Raw genomic sequence first — 21,790 nt, forward strand, 5'->3', positions numbered from 1 at the left:
CAGAACAAGCCTCAGGCCCGCTCGGCGCCGCTCAGCTTGAATAGATGGACCTCATCCGCGGCACCTCGTGATGGCGCTGCACATGCTGTGAACCGACACTTAAGGAAGGTCGTCATGCCCCGCTTTCTCGCTCCGCTGCTGCTCGCTTTGACTCCTCTGCTGGCCACCCCGCTACCGGCCAACGCCGAGGAGCTGATCCGCGTCTACAACTGGAACGACTACATTGCGCCGCAGGTGCTCACGGACTTCGAAAAGGAGACCGGCATCCGCGTCGAATACCACACTTTCAGCACCGCCGAAGAATTGGAAAAAGCACTCGCCAGCAGTGAGGCCATCGATATTGCCGTCCCTTCCCATGACACCCTGCCCGCCTTGATCAAAGCCGGGCGCCTGCAGCCGCTGGAGATGGCCAAACTGCCTAATCGCCAGCACCTGGATAAAGCCCTGCTGAGCAAGCTCGCTGCGGTCGATCCGCAGAACCGCTATGCGATTCCCTACCTATGGGGCGCCATCGGCCTAGCGGTGAATACCCAACTGGCGGAACAAGCCTTCGGTGGCCCGCTACCCGATAGCTGGAGTGTGTTGTTCGATCCCGCCCAAAGCTCGCGCCTGGCCAGTTGCGGGATCGGCGTCTTGGATGCCCCGGACGAAGTCCTGGCCGTGCTCCTGAACTACCAGGGACATAGCCTGGCCCACAGCCCGCCGCGGCAGATCAAACGGGCCGGCAGCGTGCTCAATGAGCTGCGCCCACACCTCAAATACGTCGACAGTGCGCGCTACATCGACGACTTGCAGCAAGGTCAGCTGTGCCTGGCCCTGGCCTGGGGCGGCGATGCCCTGGCCGCCGCCGATACCGGCCAGCCCGTGCGCTTTATCGTGCCGGATGAAGGCTCCGTGCTGTTTATCGATAACCTGGTGATCCCCAGCAGCGCGCAACGACCCGATCTGGCGCACCGTTTCATCGACTACCTGATGCAGCCCAAAGTGGCCGCGCTGACTACCGCGCAAACCCTCTACCCGAGCGGTAACGCCGACGCCAAGCAGTTCCTCGACCCGGCGCTGCGCGATCAGCCGGGACTCTACCCGGACAGCGACACCAGGCGTCGCCTGTTCGCCCTGGAAACCCTGCCGGAGAAGCTCGGCCCGGTACGCGACCAGGTCTGGGCGCGCTTTCGCAGCGGCCAATGAATCGGCCCGCACCTTGTAGGCTGGGTAGAGCGCAGCGACAAAACGGCAGGAAAGCCGTTTTGCACAGCTTTAGCTGCCCGCAGGGCGAGGTGCATGGATGCACCTCATGAAACCCAGCATTGGCTCCCGCTGGGTTTCGCCAAAAAACGGCTCTGCCCAGCCTACAGAACCAGCGCCCGGTTATCCGCCTCGCATGCAGACTTGCGAGCTGCCCACCAGCTGACGTCCAATAGCACCCCCTAAGGAGAGGTGACCGTCATGCAGCGCCCCGCTAACGCTCGCAAACCACGCGCCAGCAGCCAAGCACGGATCGCCGGGATACTCGCCGCCGCCCGTGCCCTACTGGCCGAAGAAGGCGTCGCCGGCCTGTCGATCTACAGCGTGGCCGAACGCGCGGAGATGCCGCCGTCCTCGGTCTATCACTTCTTCGCCAGCGTGCCGGCCATCCTCGAAGCCCTCACCGCCGATGTGCATGCGGCCTTTCGCGCCTGCCTGCAACAGCCAATCGAAACCAGCGCCCTGCGCGACTGGCGCGACCTCTCCCGGCTGGTCGAACAACGCATGCTGGCGATCTATGCCGGCGACGCCGCCGCCCGCCAACTGATCCTCGCGCAGCACGGCCTTAGCGAAGTCACTCAGGCCGACCGCCAGCACGACATCGAACTCGGCCATCTGATGCACGCGTTGTTCGACCACCACTTTCCTCTGCCGGTGTTGCCAGCAGAAATAGATGTGTTCGCCCTGGCGCTGGAGCTTAGCGATCGTGTGTACGCGCGCTCGGTGCAACTGCACGGGGAGATCACACCCCGCCTGGCCGAGGAAGGCATGCGCGTCTTCGATGTGTATCTTGGTCTCTACCTGCCACCTTACCTGCCCAAGCGCGACTCGCAGTCCTAGTGGCCAGTACGGCTAGCTGGTTAACTCAAGTTCGGATGCCCGGAGTCCTGAGACAAGGCGCCGTGACGAGTCATAGCTGGGCCATGACGAGGAGCGGCAACGCAGTATCGGGGCTTCAGGCGCCGAAATTGACTAATGGAACTAGCTACCCAGGCCACTAGACCGTCCGTAGCGCCCAGCAAGGCCAACGGCCGCATCAAACCGGATACAGTCCGCGCCACCCGAGCAGGCGACGCAATTCGCTGTATTTGTTGGACTTGCTAACTTACTAAAACAGATATTTATCCGTATTTTTATCGATAAATATCTTCCAATAGAAAAAATAAGCCTCTAAAGCAGATTTTTATCGACTATAAAGTCAGTAACCGCACGACAGACGCTTGTCTGCCGACTCGGCATTGCCACAGCTGTCTGCTAGCGTCTGATGACCAGTGCAGATGACCCCAATCGTAATCTCTCTTACGAGGTGTTCCATGTCCCGTATCGTCACCGTCGCCGCCACGCAGATGGCTTGTTCCTGGGATCGCACGGCGAATATCGCCAACGCCGAGAAACTGGTGCGCCAAGCCGCTGCCAAAGGCGCGCAGATCATCCTGATCCAGGAACTGTTCGAGACCCCGTATTTCTGCCAGAAGCCGAATCCGGACTACCTGCAACTGGCCACCAGCGTGGAAGAAAACGCCGCTATCGCGCATTTCCAGAAGCTCGCCAAGGAACTGCAAGTGGTGCTGCCGATCAGCTTCTTCGAGCATGCCGGGCGGGCGCGCTACAACAGCATCGTGATCATCGACGCCGACGGGAAAAACCTCGGTATCTACCGCAAGAGCCATATCCCAGACGGCCCCGGCTACCACGAAAAGTACTATTTCAACCCGGGCGACACCGGCTTCAAGGTCTGGCAGACCCGCTACGCCAAGATCGGCGTGGGCATCTGCTGGGATCAGTGGTTCCCGGAAAGCGCGCGCAGCATGGCGCTGCTCGGTGCCGAACTGCTGTTCTACCCGACCGCCATCGGCAGCGAGCCGCATGACCCGAACATCACCTCGCGCGAGCACTGGCAGCGCGTGCAGCAGGGCCACGCCGGCGCCAACCTGATGCCGCTGATCGCCAGCAACCGCATCGGCCGCGAAGACCAGGGCGACTACCACATCAACTTCTACGGCTCGTCCTTCATCGCCAACCAGTTCGGCGAGAAGATCGCGGAACTCAACCAGACGGAGGAAGGTGTGTTGGTGCACAGCTTCGACCTGGATGCGCTGGAACATACCCGCAGCGCCTGGGGCGTGTTCCGCGACCGTCGGCCGAACCTTTACGGCCCGATCAAGACTCTGGACGGCGAGTTGCAGTCCTAAGAACCTGTTCACGATCGTCGCGAGCGAAGGTCAGGCAAGGCGCAACGCAGCAAAGCGGAGTAACAGCCGCAGGCTGGCCCGAAGGGCGAGCGCTAGCGAGTCAAAACTGGCGAGAAAGCGGAGTTTACGAGTTGTAGATGAGCAGTCCGAAGCCATTTTTAACGCAGCATGACCGAGCGCAGCAGATCGTGAACAGACTCTAACCTGGCCAGCCCGAATTCGGGCTATGGACTTCTTGGCGGTAGGAGCGGGCCATGCCCGCGATATCCGATGTTTCGCGGGCATGGCCCGCTCCTACTCATAGCCGCCCTTTGTAACAGGCCCAACAAGCATGAAAACCCTAAACAGCATTCCGCGCACCGATGGCTTCCGCATGCCGGCCGAGTGGGAAGCACACAGTCAGACTTGGATGGTCTGGCCGGAGCGCCCGGACAACTGGCGCCTCGGCGGCAAGCCTGCGCAGGCCGCGTTCAGCGCGGTGGCCAAGGCCATCGCACGCTTCGAGCCGGTGACCGTCTGCGTCTCCGCCGGGCAATATGAGAACGCCCGCGCACGGCTCGATGAGGCCAATATCCGCCTCGTCGAAATCACTACCGACGACGCCTGGGTGCGCGACACTGGGCCGACCTTCGTGACCGACGACCGCGGCGAAGTACGCGGCGTGGACTGGGCCTTCAACGCCTGGGGCGGCTTTGACGGCGGCCTGTATGCACCATGGCAGCGCGACGATCAGGTAGCGAGCAAGATCCTCGAGATCGAGCGCTGCCGGCGCTATCGCACTGAAGGTTTCGTACTGGAAGGCGGCTCCATCCACGTGGATGGCGAAGGCACGCTGATCACCACCGAAGAGTGCCTGCTCAATCGCAACCGCAACCCGCACCTCGGCCGTGAAGAGATCGAAACGGTCTTGCGCGAGCACTTGGCGGTGGAAACGGTGATCTGGCTGCCGGATGGCCTGTTCAACGATGAGACCGACGGCCACGTCGACAACTTCTGCTGTTACGTGCGCCCAGGCGAAGTACTGCTGGCCTGGACCGACGATGTGCAGAACCCCAACTACCCGCGCTGCCAAGCGGCCATGCGGGTGCTGGAGAGCGCGAAAGATGCCAAAGGCCGCAGCCTGATCGTGCACAAGATGCCGATCCCTGGGCCGATCTACGCAACCGATGCGGAATGCGCTGGCGTCGATCTGGTCGCAGGGACGCAGGAGCGTGATCCGTCGATCCGCCTGGCCGGCTCCTACGTCAACTTCCTGATCGTCAACGGCGGCATCATTGCCCCGAGCTTCGACGCCCCGAAAGATGCCGAGGCGAAAGCCATCCTCCAGAGCCTGTTCCCAACCCATGAAGTGGTGCTGGTGCCAGGCCGGGAAATCCTCCTCGGTGGCGGCAATATCCACTGCATCACCCAGCAACAACCCGCGCCGCAACAGCGCTGACGCAGCCTCCGTCGTCCTCGCGAAAGCGGGGACCCAGTACAGCCGACGCAGTCCTCCGCGGCCCCTGGATTATGAGCCCAGGGGCTCACCCTTCGGGCCAGCGCCAAAGCGCTGTTCAGGTCCCGCTCCCCGCTTACGCGGGGACAGGCTACGTGGGAATGACGGGTATTTTGCCCAGCCTTTCAGGCCAAGACGATCTGGTTCTTGCCTTGCCGTTTGGCCTGGTACATGGCTGCATCGGCACGGGCGAACAGCGCATCGAGGGCGACGTCACTGCTCCGCAGGCTGGTCAGCCCCTGGCTGACAGTGACGCCGAAAATCTGCTCATCACAGCTGAACGTCAATCGCTGGATTTCCCGCTGCAGGCGCTCGGCTATCTGCATCGCCAACTCCGGCGCACAGCATGGGAACAGCGCGGCAAACTCCTCACCGCCGATACGCCCAAACAGGTCACCGCACCTGAGCGCGCCGGCACCGCATTGGGCAATTCGTTGCAGCACCACGTCGCCCATCTGGTGACCATAGGTGTCGTTGATTTGTTTGAAGTCATCGACATCCAGCAGCAGGAAGGCCAGTGGAGCAGCTGCCTGGCTCGCCTGCTCGAACTCAGACTGAGCGCACTCGAAGAAATACCGGCGGTTGCTGCTTTGCGTCAGCACATCGGTGGTCGCCAACCGTTGCAGCTCGCCTTCCAGCTGCTTCTGCGCGGTGATGTCTTCGGCAATCCCGACCACGATCAGCGGCTTGCCGGCAGCGGATTGGCGGCTGATAAAGCATTTATCGCTGAGCCAGCGCAGCTGCCCATCGGCGCGCAGGATGCGGTATTCACGAGCTTCGACCGCGCCCTTGACCAGCACTTCGGCGAGACTCGCGGCGGCGTACTCGACGTCGTCCGGATAGATGCTATTAAGCCACTCGCCATAGTCGGCCAACAGCAGCCCGGCGGAGCGGCCAAAGATCCGTTCGTAAGCCGGGCTGACGTAGATGATGCGCTGCGCTTGCCAGTCGAAAGCCCAGAGCACCGCGTTGACGCTATCGAGCAGGGAACTGAACAACTGCTCGCGCTCACGCAAGCGCTCGACTTCCCCACGACTGTGCAACAAAGCCAGGGTCAACGCCTCGAGTTCCGGCGGAAGAGGGGTCTGCTCGTCCATTAGAAGTCCCTTCCTTATGAATGCATGGCCGACACTTGCAGCTTACTGCGCCCGACACACGCGCAACAAAAAGCCCGCCGAACGGCGGGCTTAAGCCTAGCGGGCAACGCTTAAGCCAAGGCTGGACGTAGTGAGTAAGTCTTCAGTTGTTCGGCAAAATCGCGCAGCGATTGGATGCCACTGGCCTCTGCCTCGTGTACCCAGACTTTCATCGCTTCGAGCATGTCGTGACCGTTAGCACTGGTTTTCACCCAGATCTGCTGCAGCGCCAGACGCTTCTCGTAAATCACCTTGAGCGCTTGGCTCTGCTCAAGCATGACCTGGATGCGCGCGTGATGTTTGTCCTCCAACAGGCTGGTCTCACGCGACAACAGACGCTTAGCTCGGTGGAACTGATGCCTGACCGAGGCGTCGGCCTTGGCCAGCTCTTGCTTGACCAGTGGCCCGATCACCAACTTGCGGTACTGCGCCATGATCTGGAAGCGGTTGTTGAGGATCGCCATGGCGGTATCCATGTCCAGGTTGCCCTTGCCGGCCACCCGGTGGGCAATCGGCGCGACCCGCTGCACCTTGGCCAGACGCAGGAAGCTGAACACTTGGATCCAGGCCCAACCGAGGTCGAACTCCCACTTCTTCACCGACAACTTGGCCGAATTCGGGTAGGTGTGGTGGTTGTTATGCAGCTCTTCGCCGCCGATCAGGATGCCCCACGGCACCAGATTGGTGGCGGCGTCGCGGCATTCGAAGTTGCGATAGCCGACCGCATGGCCAAGGCCGTTGATCACCCCCGCGGCCCACACCGGAATCCACATCATCTGCACGGCCCAGACGGTGATACCGATCACGCCGAACAAGGCCAGGTCGATGATGGCCATCAGCACGATACCGCCGATCGGAAAGCGCGAATAAACGTTACGCTCGATCCAGTCTTCCGGGCAGTTCTTACCGTAGATGCGCAGGGTCTCGGGGTTTTGCGCTTCTGCGCGATACAGTTCGGCGCCGGTGCGCAGGACAGTGGACAGCCCTTTGATCACCGGGCTGTGCGGGTCATCGACGGTCTCGCATTTGGCGTGGTGTTTACGGTGGATCGCCGTCCACTCACGGGTGTTCTGGCCGGTGGTCAGCCACAGCCAGAAACGGAAGAAATGCTTGAGCGCCGGGTGCAACTCCAGCGCGCGGTGCGCCGAGTAGCGGTGTAGGTAGACGGTGACCGCGACGATGGTCACGTGCGTCATCAGCAGAATAGCCGCCAGCACTTGCCAGGCCGACAGGTCGAGAAAACCGTTGTACCACATAGAAAACGTTACCTCGGGTAATGAACTCACGACTTGTCTGACAAGCCTGGACGCATTATCACCGAGCGTACTGAGAAAACCAGTCCGTCTTTTAGATAGGAATGACGCAATTGAGGCCTTAGCCGGGGCTGCTGAGCAGAAATGCGACGCCCGCGTACCGCCACGCGCCACCCAGCAAGCCCGCAAAGCCCGAAGCCGGTGATTTCTAGCCAGCAAAGCGACGGCCAGCCTGACAGCAACGCTGCCGGCTGACCGCCGATCCTTGTAACAAAGCCGCTAGACAACACAGCCGCCGAACCTCACAGCTTGGCGATCGACACCTCGGTCGATTTGACGAAGGCGATGACTTCGCTGCCCACACCCAATTCCAACTCTTTCACCGAGCGGGTGGTGATCACCGAAGTGACGATGCCCGCGGTGGTTTGTACGTCGATCTCCGACAGCACCGGGCCTTCGATGACTTCCTTGATCACGCCTTTGAACTGGTTGCGAACGTTGATGGCTTTAATGGTCATGGTGTTTCTCCTGAATGCTACGGGGTTGGGTTGAAACTCTGGGTGCGGCACAGGGAAGTGCCGCCTTAGGTGTTGCGTAGCCCGGATGTAACCCGGGATGTCCACGGGCTCCGCATTCCCGGATTGCGCTGCGCTAAATCCGGGCTACAGCGCCCAACGCAATTGCGTGGGCAAGGGTGAAACGGGGTCGGGTGTCGGCGGCGCGGGCGGGTGCGCGAGCACGCGGCCGAGCACTTCGGCTTCCAACGCGGCCAAGCGCGCCGAGCCACGGGCCCGAGGACGCGGTAGCGCGATCGGTAGATCGAGGCCGACCTGACCGTCTTCGATCAGGATCACCCGATCGGCGATGGCCACCGCCTCGCTGACGTCGTGGGTAACCAGCAACACGGTGAAGCCATGCTGCTGCCAGAGGCGTTCGATCAGTTGCTGCATCTCGATGCGGGTCAACGCATCCAGTGCACCGAGCGGCTCATCCAGCAGCAACAGGCGTGGTTGGTGAATCAAGGCGCGAGCCAGGGCCACCCGTTGTTTCTGGCCACCGGACAACGCCGCCGGCCATTCATGCGCCCGCTCGGCCAAACCGACCGCTTGCAGCGCGGCCAGCGCCCGCTCACGCCAGTCGCCAGGCAGGCCCAGGCCGACGTTGTCGACCACCCGTTTCCACGGCAGCAGTCGCGCGTCCTGGAACATCAACCGAGTGTCTTCGCGCACCTCACTGAGTGGCGCGGCGCCGGCCAGCAAGGCGCCGCAGCTGGGTGAGTCGAGTCCGGCCAACAGGCGCAGCAGCGTGCTCTTGCCGCAACCACTACGGCCGACCACCGCGACGAACTGACCGGCAGGGATCAGCAGATCGATGTCCTGCAGCACCGGGCGGCTGCCGAAGGCCTTGTGCAAGCCGCGCACCGCCAGCGGAATACCGCGCTTCAACTGTTGCGGTGGATTGAACGCCGTCATACCGCACCGCCTTTGGCTACTTGATAGGCCGGGTGCCAACGCAACCAGACCCGCTCCAAACCGCGAGCGGCGAGATCGGCCAACTTGCCGAGCACTGCGTAGAGCAGAATCGCCAGCACCACCACGTCGGTCTGCAAAAACTCGCGGGCATTCATCGCCAGGTAGCCGATGCCGGCGCTGGCGGAAATGGTTTCCGCGACGATCAGCGTCAGCCACATGAACCCGAGAGCGAAGCGCACGCCGACCAGGATCGACGGTAGCGCGCCGGGCAGGATCACCTGGCGGAACAGGCCAAAGCCGGACAAGCCATAGCTGCGGGCCATTTCCACCAAAGCCGGGTCAACGTTGCGGATGCCGTGGTAGGTATTGAGGTAAATCGGGAAGACCGTGCCGAGGGCGACCAGGAAAATCTTCGCCGACTCGTCGATGCCGAACCACAGAATCACCAAGGGGATCAGCGCCAGGTGCGGGACGTTGCGAACCATCTGCACCGAGCTGTCGAGGAAGCGTTCGCCCCACGTCGACAGACCGGTGATAAAGCCCAGCGACAGACCGATGCCGCCGCCGACTGCGAAGCCAATAGCAGCGCGCCAGCCACTGATCGCCAGGTGCTGCCAGAGTTCGCCACTACGCACCAGCGCCACTCCGGCTTCGATGACCGCACTCGGCGCCGGCAAGATGCGCGTCGACAGCCAGCCACCGACCACCGCCAGTTGCCAGCCCGCCAGCAGGGCCACGGGCAGCGCCCAAGGCGCCAGGCGCCGGGCCAAGGTATTTATGTAATTTGTCGTCATGTCCATTCCTTCCTGGCTTACGCCCGCCACCCCGATAACGCTGGGTTTCGGCTTTGCCTCTACCCAGCCTACGAATCCATGAATCCCTTAGCTCTGCGACGCTGCTTTAGGCAGCTTTCTTTCCGGCGGACCATCGTTGGCCACCATCTCGCCGAACGGACTGACATAACCACGGCCTTCCGGTGCCTGCGGGCACGCCAGGTCCAGATGTGGAAACAGCAGCTCGGCCACGCGGTAGGACTCTTCCAGGTGCGGATAGCCGGAGAAGATGAAGGTGTCGATGCCCAGTTCCGCGTACTCCTTCACCCGGGCCGCCACCGTCGGGCCATCGCCGACCAGCGCCGTACCCGCGCCACCACGCACCAGGCCGACCCCAGCCCAGAGATTCGGGCTGACTTCCAGGTTGTCGCGGCTACCGCCGTGCAGGGCGGCCATGCGTTGCTGACCGACCGAGTCGAAGCGCGCCAAGGACGCCTGCGCGCGGGCGATGGTGGCACCGTCGACGTGGGCAATCAGCCGTTCGGCGGCCTGCCAGGCCTCGGCAGTGGTTTCGCGCACGATCACATGCAGGCGAATGCCGAAACGCACCGTGCGGCCGAGCTTGGCGGCCTTCTCGCGCACCTGGACGATCTTCTCGGCCACCGCGGCGGGCGGCTCGCCCCAGGTCAGGTACAGCTCGACCTGCTCGGCGGCGAGGTCCTGCGCGGCATCCGAAGACCCGCCGAAATACAGCGGCGGCCGTGGTTGTTGGATTGGGGGATAGAGCAGCTTGGCGCCCTTCACGCTGATGTGCTTACCGGCGTAATCGACGGTTTCGCCTTCCAGCACCCGGCGCCAGATGCGGGTGAATTCGACAGACGCCTCGTAACGTTCTTCGTGGCTGAGGAACAAGCCATCGCCGGCCAGTTCATCGGGGTCACCACCGGTGACCAGATTGAACAGCGCACGGCCATTCGACAGCCGATCCAGAGTCGCCGCCTGCCGTGCCGCGACAGTCGGCGAGATGATCCCAGGGCGCAGCGCGACCAGGAACTTCAAGTTCTGCGTCACGGGGATCAACGAAGCAGCGACCAGCCAGGAGTCCTCGCAAGAACGCCCGGTCGGGATCAGCACGCCAGCGAAACCAAGACGATCCGCCGCCTGGGCGATCTGTTGCAGGTAGCCGTGATCCACCGCGCGGGCGCCCTCGGCGGTGCCAAGGTAATGGCCATCGCCATGGGTGGGCAGGAACCAGAAAATGTTGAGGCTCATGGGAGTTGTCTCCTTGGGGGGCAGCGTTGTTTTTCTCCCCTCGCCCATTGATGGGAGAGGGGTTGGGGGAGAGGGAATACCGTCAGCAAACAACCCTCCCCCGACCCTGCGGGCCACCCTCTCCCGTAAACGGGAGAGGGTAAGCGCCTATTGGGCTTTGCTGGCCCCCTTGAGCGGCGGCGTCCAGATCACATCCCTGATGCTCAACGGCTTGGGAATCAGCTTGAGCTGGTAGAAGCTGTCGGCGATTTTCTGCTGCGCCTGCACCACTTCCGGGCTGAGGAACTGCGCGCCATAGCCTTGGCGTTTCACCGCGGTCAGGGTGATGTCCTTGGACAGGCCGAGCAGCGGAGCGACCTGCTCAGTGACCTTCTGCGGATCGGCTTTCGAGTCCTCGCCGACAACACGCACTTCCTCGATCAGAGTGCTGATGACCTTCGGGTTTTTCTGCGCATAAGGTTTGGTCGCCAGGTAGAACTGGTGGTTGTCGACCAGGCCTTGGCCATCGCGCAGAGTGCGGGCCTGCAGTTGCTGCTCGGCGGCGGCCTGGAACGGGTCCCAGATGACCCAGGCATCCACGCTGCCACGCTCGAAGGCCGCGCGGGCATCAGCCGGGGGCAGAAACACCGGTTGGATATCGCTGTATTTCAGACCGGCATCTGCCAACGCCCGCACCAGCAGGTAGTGCACGTTGGAGCCTTTGTTCAGCGCGACCTTCTTGCCTTTCAGCGCCTGCACCGAGTTGATGGGTGAATCCTTGGGCACCAGGATCGCCTCACTGTGTGGCGCTGGCGGCTCGTAGGCGACATAAAGCAGATCCGCGCCGGCCGCTTGGGCGAAGACCGGTGGGGTTTCGCCGGTCACGCCGAAGTCGATCGAGCCGACGTTGAGCCCTTCCAGCAACTGCGGACCACCGGGGAATTCGGTCCACTTCACCTCAACGCCCTGCTCTGCCAAGCGCTTCTCCAGCGAGCCCTTGGCCTTGAGTAGCACCAGGGTGCCGTATTTCTGATAGCCGATCCGCAAGGTCTCAGCTTGTGCTTGGGTGATGGCGCCGAAGGAGATGGCCGCGACAAACAGGGCGACCAGGCTTCGACGCAAAGTGACAGTGCGCATAGCGCTCTCCTTTGCTTTCGGTTTGGTTGGCGACCTGCTGACCCGTTGGCGGGCGAGTAAGGCTGAGTTGTTTTTTGCCCCCTCTCCCGTTTACGGGAGAGGGCTGGGGAGAGGGCTGCTTTACGGACCCTCTCCCCCAGCCCCTCTCCCACTAGTGGGAGAGGGGAGTAGAAGCGTCAGATACTCCAGCGGGCACTCACCAGCCGGTCATTCAACACATTCGGGTCAAGCGGTCTGGGCCGTCGCGCCAGGGCGCTGACGAACTGTTCCAACGCCTCGTCCAGGCGCTGCTCCAAACCTGGCGCCAGCTGCGCCGCCGCGCTGCCCTCGCCATAGGCAATTTGGCTATCGTCGGCGAACACCCCGTGCAGCACTTCCTGTGCCTTCAGCGCGGTCAGCACCGGCCGCAGCGCGTAATCCACCGCCAGCATGTGCGACTTGCTGCCGCCGGTAGAAAACGGCAGCACCACCTTGTGGCTCAGTGCGCGCTCCGGCAGCACATCGAGCAGCGCCTTCAGGGCCCCCGAGAAGGAGGCCTTATAGACCGGCGTGGCAATCAACACCCCGTCGGCAGCGGCGATATGCTCAATCAGCGCGATGATCCGCGGGCTGTCGAAACGCGCATGCAGCAAGTCCTCGGCGGCAAAATCGCGAATTCCGTACGACACCACCTCGACGCCGCGTAACTGCAACCAGCGCCGCGAGCGCTCCAGCAAGATTCCACTACGGGATCTCTGGCTGGGACTGCCGCCCAATGAAACCACCAGCATTGCTTACTCCTTTCCTTTCAAACCTGTTGCTGAGCGCCAATCGCAGTGCTCAGACGCAAGCGAGCATCAGCGATTCGGCTGCGGGGTGAGGCGCAGGTAGGGTTTGATCGCGCGATAGCCTCTCGGGAAGCGCTGCTTGATTTCCTCCTCGTCCTTCAGCGAAGGCACGATCACCACCTCATCACCGTCCTGCCAGTTGGCCGGGGTGGCGACCTTGTGGTTTTCGGTCAGTTGCAGAGAGTCGATCACCCGCAGGATCTCGTTGAAATTGCGCCCGGTGCTGGCCGGATAGGTGATGGTCAAACGCACCTTCTTGTTCGGGTCGATAACAAACAGCGAACGTACGGTCAGGGTGTCGTTGGCGTTTGGATGGATCAGATCGTAGAGGCCGGATACCTTGCGATCGGCGTCGGCGATGATCGGGAAGTTGACCGTGGTGTTCTGGGTTTCGTTGATGTCCTCGATCCACTTCAGGTGCGAGTCCGCCGGGTCGACCGAGAGCGCGATGACCTTGACGCCGCGTTGGGCGAACTGATCCTTCAACTTGGCGGTGAAGCCCAGTTCGGTGGTGCACACCGGGGTAAAATCCGCCGGGTGAGAGAACAGCACACCCCAGCTATTGCCCAGCCACTGGTGAAAACGAATGCGGCCTTCGCTAGAGTCTTGTTCGAAGTCGGGGGCGAGGTCGCCGAGTCTGAGGCTCATGGTGCTGCTCCTGAGGTAAGTCGTTGCGTGGGCTCACTATGCTCAGGACCAAATAAAATTAAAAAGAATAAATAACAATTTATTTATATCATTATTGAATATAAGAGACCCACACTAAGCACACGAAGCCACGCCCTCGGAGCTGAGCGGCACCGCCTAAGAGGCATAAGCAAGTAATTAATTATTCTTTATAAGAATAAGCAGGGGCTTTTATAGTTCGCCTGTTTACTCCCGAACCAAGGATCTAGGACTAAGGACCTTTCGATGAAGCGATTACTCTCCACCACCCTGCTCGCGGCCAGCCTGGCACTGGCTTCCAGCGTACAGGCAGCCACCTTGCTGAACGTCTCTTATGACGTGATGCGCGACTTCTACAAGGACTATAACGCGGCCTTCCAGAAGCATTGGCAAGCCGAGGGCGGCAAGGACCTGACCATCCAGATGTCCCATGGCGGTTCGAGCAAACAAGCCCGCGCGGTGATCGATGGTCTGCAAGCCGACGTGATCACCATGAACATGGCCACCGACATCAACGCCCTGCATGACGTCGGCAAGCTGATCCCGGAAAACTGGGCCACGCGCCTGCCGGACAACAGCGCGCCATTCACCTCGGCCACTGTGTTTATCGTCCGCAAAGGCAACCCGAAGAACCTGCACGACTGGCCGGATCTGCTGAACAGCGGCGTCGAAGTGGTGGTGCCAAACCCGAAGACCTCCGGTAACGGCCGTTACACCTACCTCTCCGCCTGGGGCTATGTGCTCAAGCAAGGTGGCGATGAAAAGGCCGCCCGCGAGTTCGTCGGCAAGCTGTTCAAGCAAGCGCCAGTGCTGGACACCGGCGGCCGCGCGGCGACCACCACCTTTATCCAGAACCAGATCGGCGACGTACTGGTGACCTTCGAGAACGAAGCGGAAATGATCGCCCGCGAGTTTGGCCGTGGCGGCTTCGAAGTGGTCTACCCCAGCGTTTCCGCCGAGGCCGAGCCGCCGGTGACCGTGGTTGACAAAGTGGTCGACAAAAAAGGCACCCGCAAAGAGGCCGAGGCTTACCTGAAATACCTCTGGTCCGATGAGGGCCAGCGCATCGCCGCCAACAACTACCTGCGCCCACGCAACCCGGCAATCCTCGCCGAGTTCGCCGACCGCTTCCCGAAAGTCGAGTTTCTGCCGGTGGTGAAAACCTTCGGCGAATGGCCGCAAATCCAGAAGACCCACTTCAACGATGGCGGCGTGTTCGATCAGGTCTACGGCGGGCAGTAACGGCCCGCCCGCAATACAAAAAGCCCGGCCTTGCGCCGGGTTTTTTGTTGGGTTGTGCATATGGCAGGTTGGCGCTCTCGGAGGTTGGCGCTGAGCGCAGCGATGCCCAACAAGGGGTCGACCAGCGGCTCCTTATTCTCGGGCTCGCGACTGGAAGCCCGGCCTTGCAGGCCGGTTGTTGGGCATCGCCTTTGGCTCAGCACCAAGCTACAGGAAGCTGCGGATAAAACCGGATAAGCAAAAGAAAACCCACCCCGGCATCCGCCCGCTCAATGAAAGGCCTAGGCACAGGTTCCAAGCCAACGAGCGGCAACGCTCTTACACCCATGACCAACCAACGCCCAGACACAAAAAAACCGGACCCTGGGGCCCGGCTGGAAACTGCAACCTGAAGAGCTTTAAAGCAACGGCAAGGTATAGCTGACGATCAGGCGGTTTTCATCCTGATCGTTCTGGGTCGCCACGCTGCTGCGCAGGACCGCATTGCGCCAGGAGAAACCCACCCCTTTGAAGGCGCCACCCTGCACCGCGTAGTCCAGGCGGAAGTCGCGCTCCCACTCGGACTGATCGCCGGTTTTCGAGTCGATGTGTTCGCCCTTGAGGTAGGTGATCACGGCTTTCAGGCCCGGCGCTCCGGCTTTGGCGAAGTCATAGGCATACTCGCTCAGCCAGGTCCGCTCGCCAGCGCGCGCGAACTTGCCGATCTGCCGGTCGGTGATCAGGTAGGCCGTCGCCCCATCGCCCTGGTCGAGGTAGGGGAAGTTGCTGTCGCCGGCGACTTGCTGATAGCCGGCGCTGAGCGCGTGGCTGCCCAGGCTGTAGGTGAACAAGCCACTCCAGGTGCGGTTGTCGACTTCACCGCTGTGGCGGTCGCCGGCGTTCCAGAAACCACTGCTTTTGAAGCCCTCGTTACGCCCGCTGAGGCTGCTGTTCTTGCCATCGGAGCTGCTGTTGAAGTAGCGCAGGTCGGACTTCAAGCTGCCCGCCGGCAGGGCCAGGGTGTGGGTCAGGCCGAGGAAGTGCTGCCGGTAGAAGTCTTCCAGGTTGCCGTAGTAATACTGCGCCAACAGGTCCTTGCTGATTTTGTAGTCGGCACCGGCGTAGTAGAAGGTGTTGCTGAACTGTGGATTCCTGCTGCGATTGTTCGCCCCACCGATCGACAGGCTGTCGCTGTTGCTCGAGCTACGGCCTTTGGCATGTTCCAGCTGGCCGCCGATCAGGGTCAGGTTGTCGATCTCGTTGGAGCTGACCTGGCCGCCTTCGAAGGTCTGCGGCAACAGGCGACCGTCGTTGTAGGTCACCACCGGCAGCTTCGGCAGCAGCGTGCCGAGCCGTGCTTCGGTCTTGGAAATCTTCGCCTTGCCGGTCACGCCGAGGCTGCTGAAATTGTCCACCGCCTCGCCATTGCTCTCGGTCGGGAACACCGTGCCGCTGTAGCTACTGCTGGTCGGGTTGTAATGCGTGCCTTTGCCGGAATCCAGTTTGACCCCGAGCAGGCCCAGCGCATCGACCCCCACCCCCACGGTGCCTTCGGTGTAGCCCGAGCTGTAGTTGAAGATCAAGCCCTGGCCCCACTCTTCCTGCTTGTTCGGCGTGGTCGCGGCCTTGTTGTCCCGCGCGACATTGCGGTTATCGGTGTTGATGTAGAAGTTACGCAGGCCAAGGCTGGCCTTGCTGTCTTCGATGAAGCCGGCGGCAGTGGCCTGTTGAGTCAGGATGCCGAAAGCGATGGCCAGCGCCAGGGTGGATTTGTTCATGGTCTTACTCCAGATGCAGTTCTTTTTTTGGCTTGGTTCCGACACTGCAAGGGAGACCTTCGGGAGGGCGCGCAAGGCGGCGCCTCAGGCTGACGTGGTCGACATTTAAACTTCCTTGGTGCGGGTCAGTGCGGCTGTCCGCTGTCGACGAGGCGCACAGTAATGAAAAAGACATAATCCTAAAAAGAATTATTAGTTAGTTTTTAATTCTTTTTTTGAATATAAACTTTTCAACCGCACATTTGCCGCCCCTCTTTGCGAGAGCCGTTTATTCGCTGGGTCATAGCCCTTTGTAGGAGCGCACTCAGCTCGCGATTCGCTTCATAAGCTAATATCTAAAAATTATTTATTGCGCTGTTTTTAGATCGTTTAGCTTTGCAACACCGGACTACCGGCTCTCGACCGTCCCCCCATTAGTCCGTGCTTAGTGCCCTTTTCGAGCCCGCACGACTGCTTCGAGAAGAGGTGAGTCCATGTCCCATTCTTTACCTCGGTTCCTGCTCGCAGGTTTCGTATTCACCCTGGCGGTGGCTGCGACTGCGCCGGTCGACGCCCACCCGCACCTGCGCAGCGGCGACCAGCAGCCATCCAGCCTGAGCACCCGGCTAAAAACGCCAGCCCCTTGGCAATACCAGCGCGACAAAGCCGATAGCCTCGGCGAGCCATCGCGCATCGTAGAAGCTGTCTTCGGCCCAGCGCTGCCAGCCAAACCGTTAGCGGCCAGTTGGCAAGCAGAGGCCAGTGATGGCCGCTGAGCTACGCGCAGCCCGCGCTCATCCCGGCCAAGCCCCCTTGTTCGAGTCGCGCCTGTTCCCGGCCGAGTTCGGCGGCCGCACGGCCAAGGTCGAACGCCTGGCCAGACGCCTCGCCGCCACCGCGGTGGAGCGTGACCAGCGTGGCGGCAGCGCCAGTGCCGAACGCCAGTTGCTGCGCGATAGCGGCCTGCTGAGCCTGGCGATTCCGCAAAGCTTTGGCGGCCAGGGAGTGGCCTGGCCGGAGATCTACCATTTGGTGCGCTACCTGGCAGCGGTGGATAGCTCGCTGGCGCACCTGTTTGCCTTCCAGCATCTGCAAGTGGCGACCCTGCTGTTGTTCGCAAGCATCGACCAACAGCGTCACTGGCTAACCCGCACAGCGCAGGAACAGTGGTTCTGGGGCAACGCCAGCAATGGCCGCGACACCCGCCTGAAGCTGACCCGGCGCGATGAGCACTACGAATTGAACGGGGTGAAATCCTTCTGCTCCGGCGCACTCGGCGCCGATGCCTTGATGGTCAGTGCGCCGCGCGGCCACAGCAGCGAAGAGCGGACCTTTTTGGTGTTGCCGACTCAGCGCGAAGGTTTGGCGATCAATGACGACTGGGATGGTTTCGGCCAGCGCCAGACCGACAGCGGCACGGTGCAGTTTGAAAACGTCTTCGTCGACAGCAGTGAAATCCTCGGCCCCAGTGGCGCCAGTCCGCGTAGCAGCTTGCGCAGCTGCCTGTCGCAACTGGTGCTGACCCAGCTCTACCTCGGCAATGCCCAAGGCGCGCTGGACGCGGCGCTGCACTACACCCGCGAACAGGCTCGGGCCTGGCCGGCCTCGGGCGCCCCGGAGGCCCGCGACGAGCCGTTTATCCAGCAGCGCTATGGCGAGTTGTGGCTGCAATATCGCAGCGCCGTGCCGCTGGCCGAAGCCGCCGCCCAGCGCCTGCAAGCCGCCTGGGAAAAACCCGCGCTGACCGCCGCCGAGCGTGGCGAAGTGGCCGTGCAGGTGGCCGAAGCCAAGGTGGTCGCGGCTCGCGCTGCCCTCGAGATTACCAGCCAGATCTTTGAAGCCATGGGCGCGCGCGCCACCTCATCGCGTTACGGCTTCGACCGCTTCTGGCGCAACGTACGGGTGCACACCTTGCACGATCCCATCGACTACAAGGTGCGCGACCTCGGCCGTTGGCTACTCAGCGGAGTGCCTCCAAGCCCCTCGCTCTATTCATGACGCGCCCTCAGCGGGGCACGTTGCAACGCTTTAGGGCGGGATGCTCAGGCAGGGCGCCCGCCCTTCTTTTCTGCTCGCACAAATCGCCCCCGCGCCAAGCCATCGGTCGATGGTTGGTGCTGAGCCGAAGGCGATGCCCAACAACTGGCCTGCAAAGTTGGGCCGTCAAGTTCAAGACTTTCAGGGGCTACAGGTCCGTGCCACGTGGATTCCCGCCTACGCGGGAATCCACGTGCATCTGGAGCCGCAAGCGACTCCCTGTTGGGCATCGCTACGTTCAGCACCAACCTACTCCCCGAACATTGAACAGTTATTTATGAGGCTGCACACTACGAGAGTGAACCCGACTCTCCGATACCCTGAGCGCTCACCCGTCCCCCATGAAGCTCTCTGCTGACGACCTCGCCCAAATCGCCGCCCTTACCCTTGAGCACTACAACCAGTGCGCCGAGGACTTCCGCGCGGGTACCCGCGATCACGATGTGAGTCAGAACATCGCCGCGTTGTTGCGCCATATCGAGGCTGAGCCGCCGTTTACCCTCCTCGATTTTGGCTGTGGGCCGGGGCGCGATCTCAAGGTATTCACTGGCTTGGGCCACGTGGCTATCGGGCTGGATGGCTCTTTGCGCTTTGCCGAGATGGCACGTGCCGACAGCGGCTGCGAGGTCTGGCAGCAGGACTTCCTCAAGCTCGATCTACCGGCGGAGCGCTTCGATGGCGTATTCGCCAATGCCGCGCTGTTTCATGTGCCAGGCCAGGAATTGCCACGGGTGTTGCGGCAACTGCATGCCACGCTAAAACCTGGCGGCGTGCTGTTCAGCTCCAACCCGCGCGGGCACAATCAGGAAGGCTGGAATGCCGAGCGTTATGGCGCTTACCACGATCTGCCGAGCTGGCGACGTTACCTGACAGCAGCGGGCTTCCAGGAACTCGAACACTACTACCGGCCGGCGGGTTTGCCACGCGAGCAACAGCCGTGGCTGGCCAGCGTGTGGCGCAAGCTATAACCGGCCTATCCGGACCATCGGCGGTGCCAAGAAGCACTCGACACAGCAAGTACGCTCAAGGTGAAGGGCTTTCGCGGGCATGGCCCGCTCCTACAAAGAGCTTCAGCTCAACATTCGCAAAAAAACGCCGGCGCTAATACAAGCTCGCCGGCGTGAGGAGAGACGTGAGGCGTGTTCACCCGGTGGTGAAATCAGAACGCAGGAACCACGGCCCCCTGGTATTTCTGCTCGATGAAGGCTTTGACTTGCGGGCTGGTCAACGCGGCGGAGAGTTTCTTGATCGCGTCGCTGTTCTGGTTGTCCAGGCGCGCCACCAGGTAGTTCACGTAGGGCGAGCTGCGGTCTTCAATCACCAGGGCATCCTTGGCCGGGTTCAGCCCCGCTTCCAGGGCATAGTTGGTGTTGATCAGGTCCAGGTCGACTTGCTCCAGCACCCGCGGTAGCAGCGCGGACTCAAGCTCCTTGAATTTGAAGTTGTGCGGGTTCTTGGCGATGTCTTTAGGCGTCGCCAGGGCGTTTTTCGGGTCTTTCAAGGTCAGCAGGCCGGCTTTTTGTAGCAGGAGCAACGCCCGGCCGCTGTTGCTGCCTTCGTTGGGGATGGCGATGGTGGCGCCGTCCGGCAGTTCGCTGAGCGATTTGTACTTGGACGAATAACCACCAAAGGGCTCGACATGCACACCGGTGACGATCACCAGATGGGTGCCCTTGCCGGCGTTGAAGTTGTCCAGGTACGGCTTGGTCTGGAAGTAGTTGGCGTCGAGGTGCTTCTCATCCACTTGCAGGTTGGGCTGCACGTAGTCGGTGAACACCTTCACTTCCAGATCGACCCCCTCTTTCGCCAGCTGCGGTTTGATCAGCTCAAGAATCTCGGCATGCGGCACCGGCGTCGCCGCGACCACGAGTTTTTCCCCGGCTTGCGCCAGGCCAGCAGAGATGAAGGCAGCCAGGGCGGTGAGTAACAGAGCCTTTTTCATTTGATGTCCTTATGGAGGTTCTTCAGCAGCGTGAGACACGCCGGAATAAGAGGTGCCAGCGGCATTTGTTGGCTGGCGTGAGGCGGACGTTACGAGGATTTTTTATTCCAATAAAATACTGTTTTATTATTTTTATATGCCATTTTGTATAAGCGGTGAGGTTTGTAGGGCGGGTGCAACCCGCGCGTTAAAACGGATTAAGGTTCCGCGCGGGTTTCACCCGCCCTACGATCTCAAGCCGACCTCTGCCGCAGCTGGCTGACGCGCTGCAATAGCACGTCCAACTGCGCCAGAGCGGCCTCCCCGGGCTGCTTGAGCAAGCGTTCCAGTTGCTGCTCTATCACCGTCAACGGCTCTAGCGCACCCACTAGTTTGAGGTGTTCGGGAAGAATTTCCGCGCCACTGCTGACCAGCAGCGCGAAGTGAATGACGTTCTCCAGCTCGCGGGTGTTGCCCGGCCAGCCGTGCCATTCCAGCACCTGCTGCGCCGCGTGACTGATCAGCGGCACCGACAAACCCAGGCGTTGGGTGTAGATGCCGAGGAAGTACTCCGCCAAGGGCAGGATGTCGCCGACTCGCTCGCGCAACGGCGGCAGCAGCAAACGGCCCTCATTCAGGTAGAGGTAAAGACGCTCATGAAACTTGCCTGCCGCTACGGCCTGGGCCAGGTCGATGCTGGTCGCCGCGACCAGGCGCACATCCACCGGGCTCGGTTGCGGGGCGCCGACGCGGGTCACCTCGCGGGTCTCCAGGGCCGCGAGCAACTTGGTTTGCAGCGCCAGCGGCAGGTCGCCGATCTCGTCCAAATACAAGGTGCCGCCATTCGCCGAGCCGAACCAGCCGGCGCGGCTGCTGGCCGAACCTGCATGGGCGCCGGCGGCATAACCGAACAATTCGGCCTCCGCGTAAGTCGGGCTGAGGGTGCTGCAGCTCAGCGCGACAAACAGCCCCGGGCGATCACTCTCGCGGTGGATATGCCGCGCCAGCAATTCCTTGCCGGTGCCCATCTCGCCGTGGATCAGTACTGGCAAATGGCTGGGGGCGAGCTGCACAACCTCTTCGCGCAATTGCCGCGAACGCGCATCGACAAACACCAGCGCTTTAGCGCGGATGCTCAGCGGACTCTTATCCGCCTCCGGGAAGGTCAGCAGCGGCAGACCCAAGCTTTCAGTACGGCTCATGGCAGACTCCCGCCTAAGCCGACCTGACCACTCAGAGACTTAAGCGTGTAAAAGGCTATCGATACAGGGCGCGACGGACAGCGCTCCTGGCGAGGTGAATTGGTGCGAGTGCTGTTCGTAGGAGCGAGCTTGCTCGCGAACGCTCTTGCGCAAAGGCATCGCGAGCAAGCTCGCTCCTACAGGTTTGGCGGTTTTCCAGGTGCTC

General features: G+C 61.7%; 20 protein-coding genes. 8 read left to right on the forward strand and 12 right to left on the reverse strand.

Features of this window, described 5'->3' with window-relative positions; translation table 11 throughout:
- Positions 1–114: 114 nt before the first annotated feature.
- From D3879_RS04510 to aguA, 4 genes are all read left to right on the forward strand, one after another.
- Positions 115–1,188, forward strand: a complete 1,074-nt coding sequence (locus D3879_RS04510; protein WP_119952880.1) for a polyamine ABC transporter substrate-binding protein — start codon at positions 115–117, stop codon at positions 1,186–1,188.
- A 258-nt stretch (positions 1,189–1,446) separates the two neighbouring features.
- Entirely contained in the window at positions 1,447–2,085 is a 639-nt protein-coding gene (locus tag D3879_RS04515) for a TetR/AcrR family transcriptional regulator (RefSeq protein WP_119952881.1), read from the forward strand.
- Positions 2,086–2,558: 473 nt separating this feature from the next.
- Complete coding sequence (gene aguB, locus D3879_RS04520) at positions 2,559–3,437, forward strand: N-carbamoylputrescine amidase (RefSeq protein ID WP_119952882.1); 879 nt, start codon at positions 2,559–2,561, stop codon at positions 3,435–3,437.
- 331 nt (positions 3,438–3,768) lie between these two features.
- Complete coding sequence (aguA, locus tag D3879_RS04525; RefSeq protein ID WP_119952883.1) at positions 3,769–4,875, forward strand: agmatine deiminase; 1,107 nt, start codon at positions 3,769–3,771, stop codon at positions 4,873–4,875.
- Positions 4,876–5,057: 182 nt separating this feature from the next.
- Here the strand turns inward: aguA and D3879_RS04530 are convergent, their stop codons facing one another.
- The 9 genes from D3879_RS04530 to D3879_RS04575 all read right to left on the reverse strand — a co-directional run bounded on the left by D3879_RS04530 (position 5,058) and on the right by D3879_RS04575 (position 13,429).
- Entirely contained in the window at positions 5,058–6,029 is a 972-nt protein-coding gene (locus tag D3879_RS04530; RefSeq protein WP_119952884.1) for a GGDEF domain-containing protein, read from the reverse strand.
- A 110-nt stretch (positions 6,030–6,139) separates the two neighbouring features.
- Positions 6,140–7,324, reverse strand: a complete 1,185-nt coding sequence (gene desA / locus D3879_RS04535; protein ID WP_119952885.1) for a delta-9 fatty acid desaturase DesA — start codon at positions 7,322–7,324, stop codon at positions 6,140–6,142.
- 299 nt (positions 7,325–7,623) lie between these two features.
- Positions 7,624–7,839, reverse strand: a complete 216-nt coding sequence (locus D3879_RS04540) for a TOBE domain-containing protein (RefSeq protein WP_119952886.1) — start codon at positions 7,837–7,839, stop codon at positions 7,624–7,626.
- 144 nt (positions 7,840–7,983) lie between these two features.
- Positions 7,984–8,793, reverse strand: coding sequence for an aliphatic sulfonates ABC transporter ATP-binding protein (gene ssuB, locus D3879_RS04545; RefSeq protein WP_119952887.1), 810 nt, complete (start codon positions 8,791–8,793; stop codon positions 7,984–7,986).
- Complete coding sequence (ssuC, locus tag D3879_RS04550) at positions 8,790–9,587, reverse strand: aliphatic sulfonate ABC transporter permease SsuC (RefSeq protein ID WP_119952888.1); 798 nt, start codon at positions 9,585–9,587, stop codon at positions 8,790–8,792. The genes ssuB and ssuC overlap by 4 nt, the downstream gene beginning before the upstream one ends.
- Before the next feature lie 87 nt (positions 9,588–9,674).
- A complete protein-coding gene (gene ssuD, locus D3879_RS04555) occupies positions 9,675–10,838 on the reverse strand; it encodes an FMNH2-dependent alkanesulfonate monooxygenase (protein WP_119952889.1) in 1,164 nt (387 codons plus the stop codon).
- A gap of 147 nt (positions 10,839–10,985) precedes the next feature.
- Positions 10,986–11,954 (reverse strand): sulfonate ABC transporter substrate-binding protein, encoded by a 969-nt coding sequence (locus tag D3879_RS04560; protein ID WP_119952890.1) that lies wholly within the window; start codon positions 11,952–11,954, stop codon positions 10,986–10,988.
- Between the two features lie 176 nt (positions 11,955–12,130).
- The gene (gene ssuE / locus D3879_RS04570; protein ID WP_119952892.1) at positions 12,131–12,724 is read right to left on the reverse strand and encodes an NADPH-dependent FMN reductase; all 594 of its coding nucleotides are present in this window, start codon (positions 12,722–12,724) and stop codon (positions 12,131–12,133) included.
- A gap of 66 nt (positions 12,725–12,790) precedes the next feature.
- Positions 12,791–13,429 carry a peroxiredoxin gene (locus D3879_RS04575; RefSeq protein WP_119952893.1) on the reverse strand — a complete coding sequence of 213 codons (639 nt, stop codon included), beginning with the start codon at positions 13,427–13,429 and terminating at the stop codon, positions 12,791–12,793.
- Positions 13,430–13,693: 264 nt separating this feature from the next.
- Between D3879_RS04575 and D3879_RS04580 the strand changes: the two genes are divergently transcribed.
- Complete coding sequence (locus tag D3879_RS04580; protein ID WP_119952894.1) at positions 13,694–14,689, forward strand: sulfate ABC transporter substrate-binding protein; 996 nt, start codon at positions 13,694–13,696, stop codon at positions 14,687–14,689.
- A 398-nt stretch (positions 14,690–15,087) separates the two neighbouring features.
- Here D3879_RS04580 and D3879_RS04585 read toward each other — a convergent pair whose 3' ends face one another.
- The gene (locus D3879_RS04585; protein ID WP_119952895.1) at positions 15,088–16,446 is read right to left on the reverse strand and encodes an OprD family porin; all 1,359 of its coding nucleotides are present in this window, start codon (positions 16,444–16,446) and stop codon (positions 15,088–15,090) included.
- A gap of 473 nt (positions 16,447–16,919) precedes the next feature.
- Here D3879_RS04585 and D3879_RS04590 point away from each other — a divergent pair, with 473 nt between their 5' ends.
- The 3 genes from D3879_RS04590 (at position 16,920) to D3879_RS04600 (ending at position 19,430) form a co-directional block, all read left to right on the forward strand.
- Positions 16,920–17,201, forward strand: coding sequence for a hypothetical protein (locus tag D3879_RS04590; protein WP_119952896.1), 282 nt, complete (start codon positions 16,920–16,922; stop codon positions 17,199–17,201).
- Positions 17,191–18,423: an acyl-CoA dehydrogenase family protein gene (locus tag D3879_RS04595; RefSeq protein ID WP_119952897.1), complete on the forward strand. Its 1,233-nt coding sequence runs from the start codon at positions 17,191–17,193 to the stop codon at positions 18,421–18,423. The genes D3879_RS04590 and D3879_RS04595 overlap by 11 nt, the downstream gene beginning before the upstream one ends.
- Positions 18,424–18,803: 380 nt before the next feature.
- Entirely contained in the window at positions 18,804–19,430 is a 627-nt protein-coding gene (locus tag D3879_RS04600) for a class I SAM-dependent methyltransferase (protein ID WP_119952898.1), read from the forward strand.
- Positions 19,431–19,621: 191 nt separating this feature from the next.
- On the opposite strand, the gene D3879_RS04605 is transcribed toward D3879_RS04600, so the two are convergent.
- Both D3879_RS04605 and D3879_RS04610 read right to left on the reverse strand, forming a co-directional pair.
- Positions 19,622–20,404 (reverse strand): MetQ/NlpA family ABC transporter substrate-binding protein, encoded by a 783-nt coding sequence (locus D3879_RS04605; RefSeq protein ID WP_119952899.1) that lies wholly within the window; start codon positions 20,402–20,404, stop codon positions 19,622–19,624.
- A gap of 233 nt (positions 20,405–20,637) precedes the next feature.
- Positions 20,638–21,585 (reverse strand): sigma 54-interacting transcriptional regulator, encoded by a 948-nt coding sequence (locus D3879_RS04610; protein WP_119952900.1) that lies wholly within the window; start codon positions 21,583–21,585, stop codon positions 20,638–20,640.
- Between the last annotated feature and the right edge of the window lie 205 nt (positions 21,586–21,790).

This window comes from Pseudomonas cavernicola (genome assembly GCF_003596405.1).
GTDB classification, from domain to species: domain Bacteria; phylum Pseudomonadota; class Gammaproteobacteria; order Pseudomonadales; family Pseudomonadaceae; genus Aquipseudomonas; species Aquipseudomonas cavernicola.

What these genes read in the sequence shown, in the direction of transcription:
- D3879_RS04600 (WP_119952898.1), top strand. Translation starts at nt 18,804, where the DNA reads ATGAAGCTCTCTGCTGACGACCTCGCCCAAATCGCCGCCCTTACCCTT.
- D3879_RS04560 (WP_119952890.1), bottom strand. Translation starts at nt 11,954, where the DNA reads ATGCGCACTGTCACTTTGCGTCGAAGCCTGGTCGCCCTGTTTGTCGCG.
- desA (WP_119952885.1), bottom strand. Translation starts at nt 7,324, where the DNA reads ATGTGGTACAACGGTTTTCTCGACCTGTCGGCCTGGCAAGTGCTGGCG.
- ssuD (WP_119952889.1), bottom strand. Translation starts at nt 10,838, where the DNA reads ATGAGCCTCAACATTTTCTGGTTCCTGCCCACCCATGGCGATGGCCAT.
- D3879_RS04610 (WP_119952900.1), bottom strand. Translation starts at nt 21,585, where the DNA reads ATGAGCCGTACTGAAAGCTTGGGTCTGCCGCTGCTGACCTTCCCGGAG.
- aguA (WP_119952883.1), top strand. Translation starts at nt 3,769, where the DNA reads ATGAAAACCCTAAACAGCATTCCGCGCACCGATGGCTTCCGCATGCCG.
- aguB (WP_119952882.1), top strand. Translation starts at nt 2,559, where the DNA reads ATGTCCCGTATCGTCACCGTCGCCGCCACGCAGATGGCTTGTTCCTGG.
- D3879_RS04510 (WP_119952880.1), top strand. Translation starts at nt 115, where the DNA reads ATGCCCCGCTTTCTCGCTCCGCTGCTGCTCGCTTTGACTCCTCTGCTG.
- D3879_RS04575 (WP_119952893.1), bottom strand. Translation starts at nt 13,429, where the DNA reads ATGAGCCTCAGACTCGGCGACCTCGCCCCCGACTTCGAACAAGACTCT.
- D3879_RS04515 (WP_119952881.1), top strand. Translation starts at nt 1,447, where the DNA reads ATGCAGCGCCCCGCTAACGCTCGCAAACCACGCGCCAGCAGCCAAGCA.
- D3879_RS04595 (WP_119952897.1), top strand. Translation starts at nt 17,191, where the DNA reads ATGGCCGCTGAGCTACGCGCAGCCCGCGCTCATCCCGGCCAAGCCCCC.
- ssuC (WP_119952888.1), bottom strand. Translation starts at nt 9,587, where the DNA reads ATGACGACAAATTACATAAATACCTTGGCCCGGCGCCTGGCGCCTTGG.
- ssuB (WP_119952887.1), bottom strand. Translation starts at nt 8,793, where the DNA reads ATGACGGCGTTCAATCCACCGCAACAGTTGAAGCGCGGTATTCCGCTG.
- D3879_RS04530 (WP_119952884.1), bottom strand. Translation starts at nt 6,029, where the DNA reads ATGGACGAGCAGACCCCTCTTCCGCCGGAACTCGAGGCGTTGACCCTG.
- ssuE (WP_119952892.1), bottom strand. Translation starts at nt 12,724, where the DNA reads ATGCTGGTGGTTTCATTGGGCGGCAGTCCCAGCCAGAGATCCCGTAGT.
- D3879_RS04590 (WP_119952896.1), top strand. Translation starts at nt 16,920, where the DNA reads ATGTCCCATTCTTTACCTCGGTTCCTGCTCGCAGGTTTCGTATTCACC.
- D3879_RS04540 (WP_119952886.1), bottom strand. Translation starts at nt 7,839, where the DNA reads ATGACCATTAAAGCCATCAACGTTCGCAACCAGTTCAAAGGCGTGATC.
- D3879_RS04580 (WP_119952894.1), top strand. Translation starts at nt 13,694, where the DNA reads ATGAAGCGATTACTCTCCACCACCCTGCTCGCGGCCAGCCTGGCACTG.
- D3879_RS04605 (WP_119952899.1), bottom strand. Translation starts at nt 20,404, where the DNA reads ATGAAAAAGGCTCTGTTACTCACCGCCCTGGCTGCCTTCATCTCTGCT.
- D3879_RS04585 (WP_119952895.1), bottom strand. Translation starts at nt 16,446, where the DNA reads ATGAACAAATCCACCCTGGCGCTGGCCATCGCTTTCGGCATCCTGACT.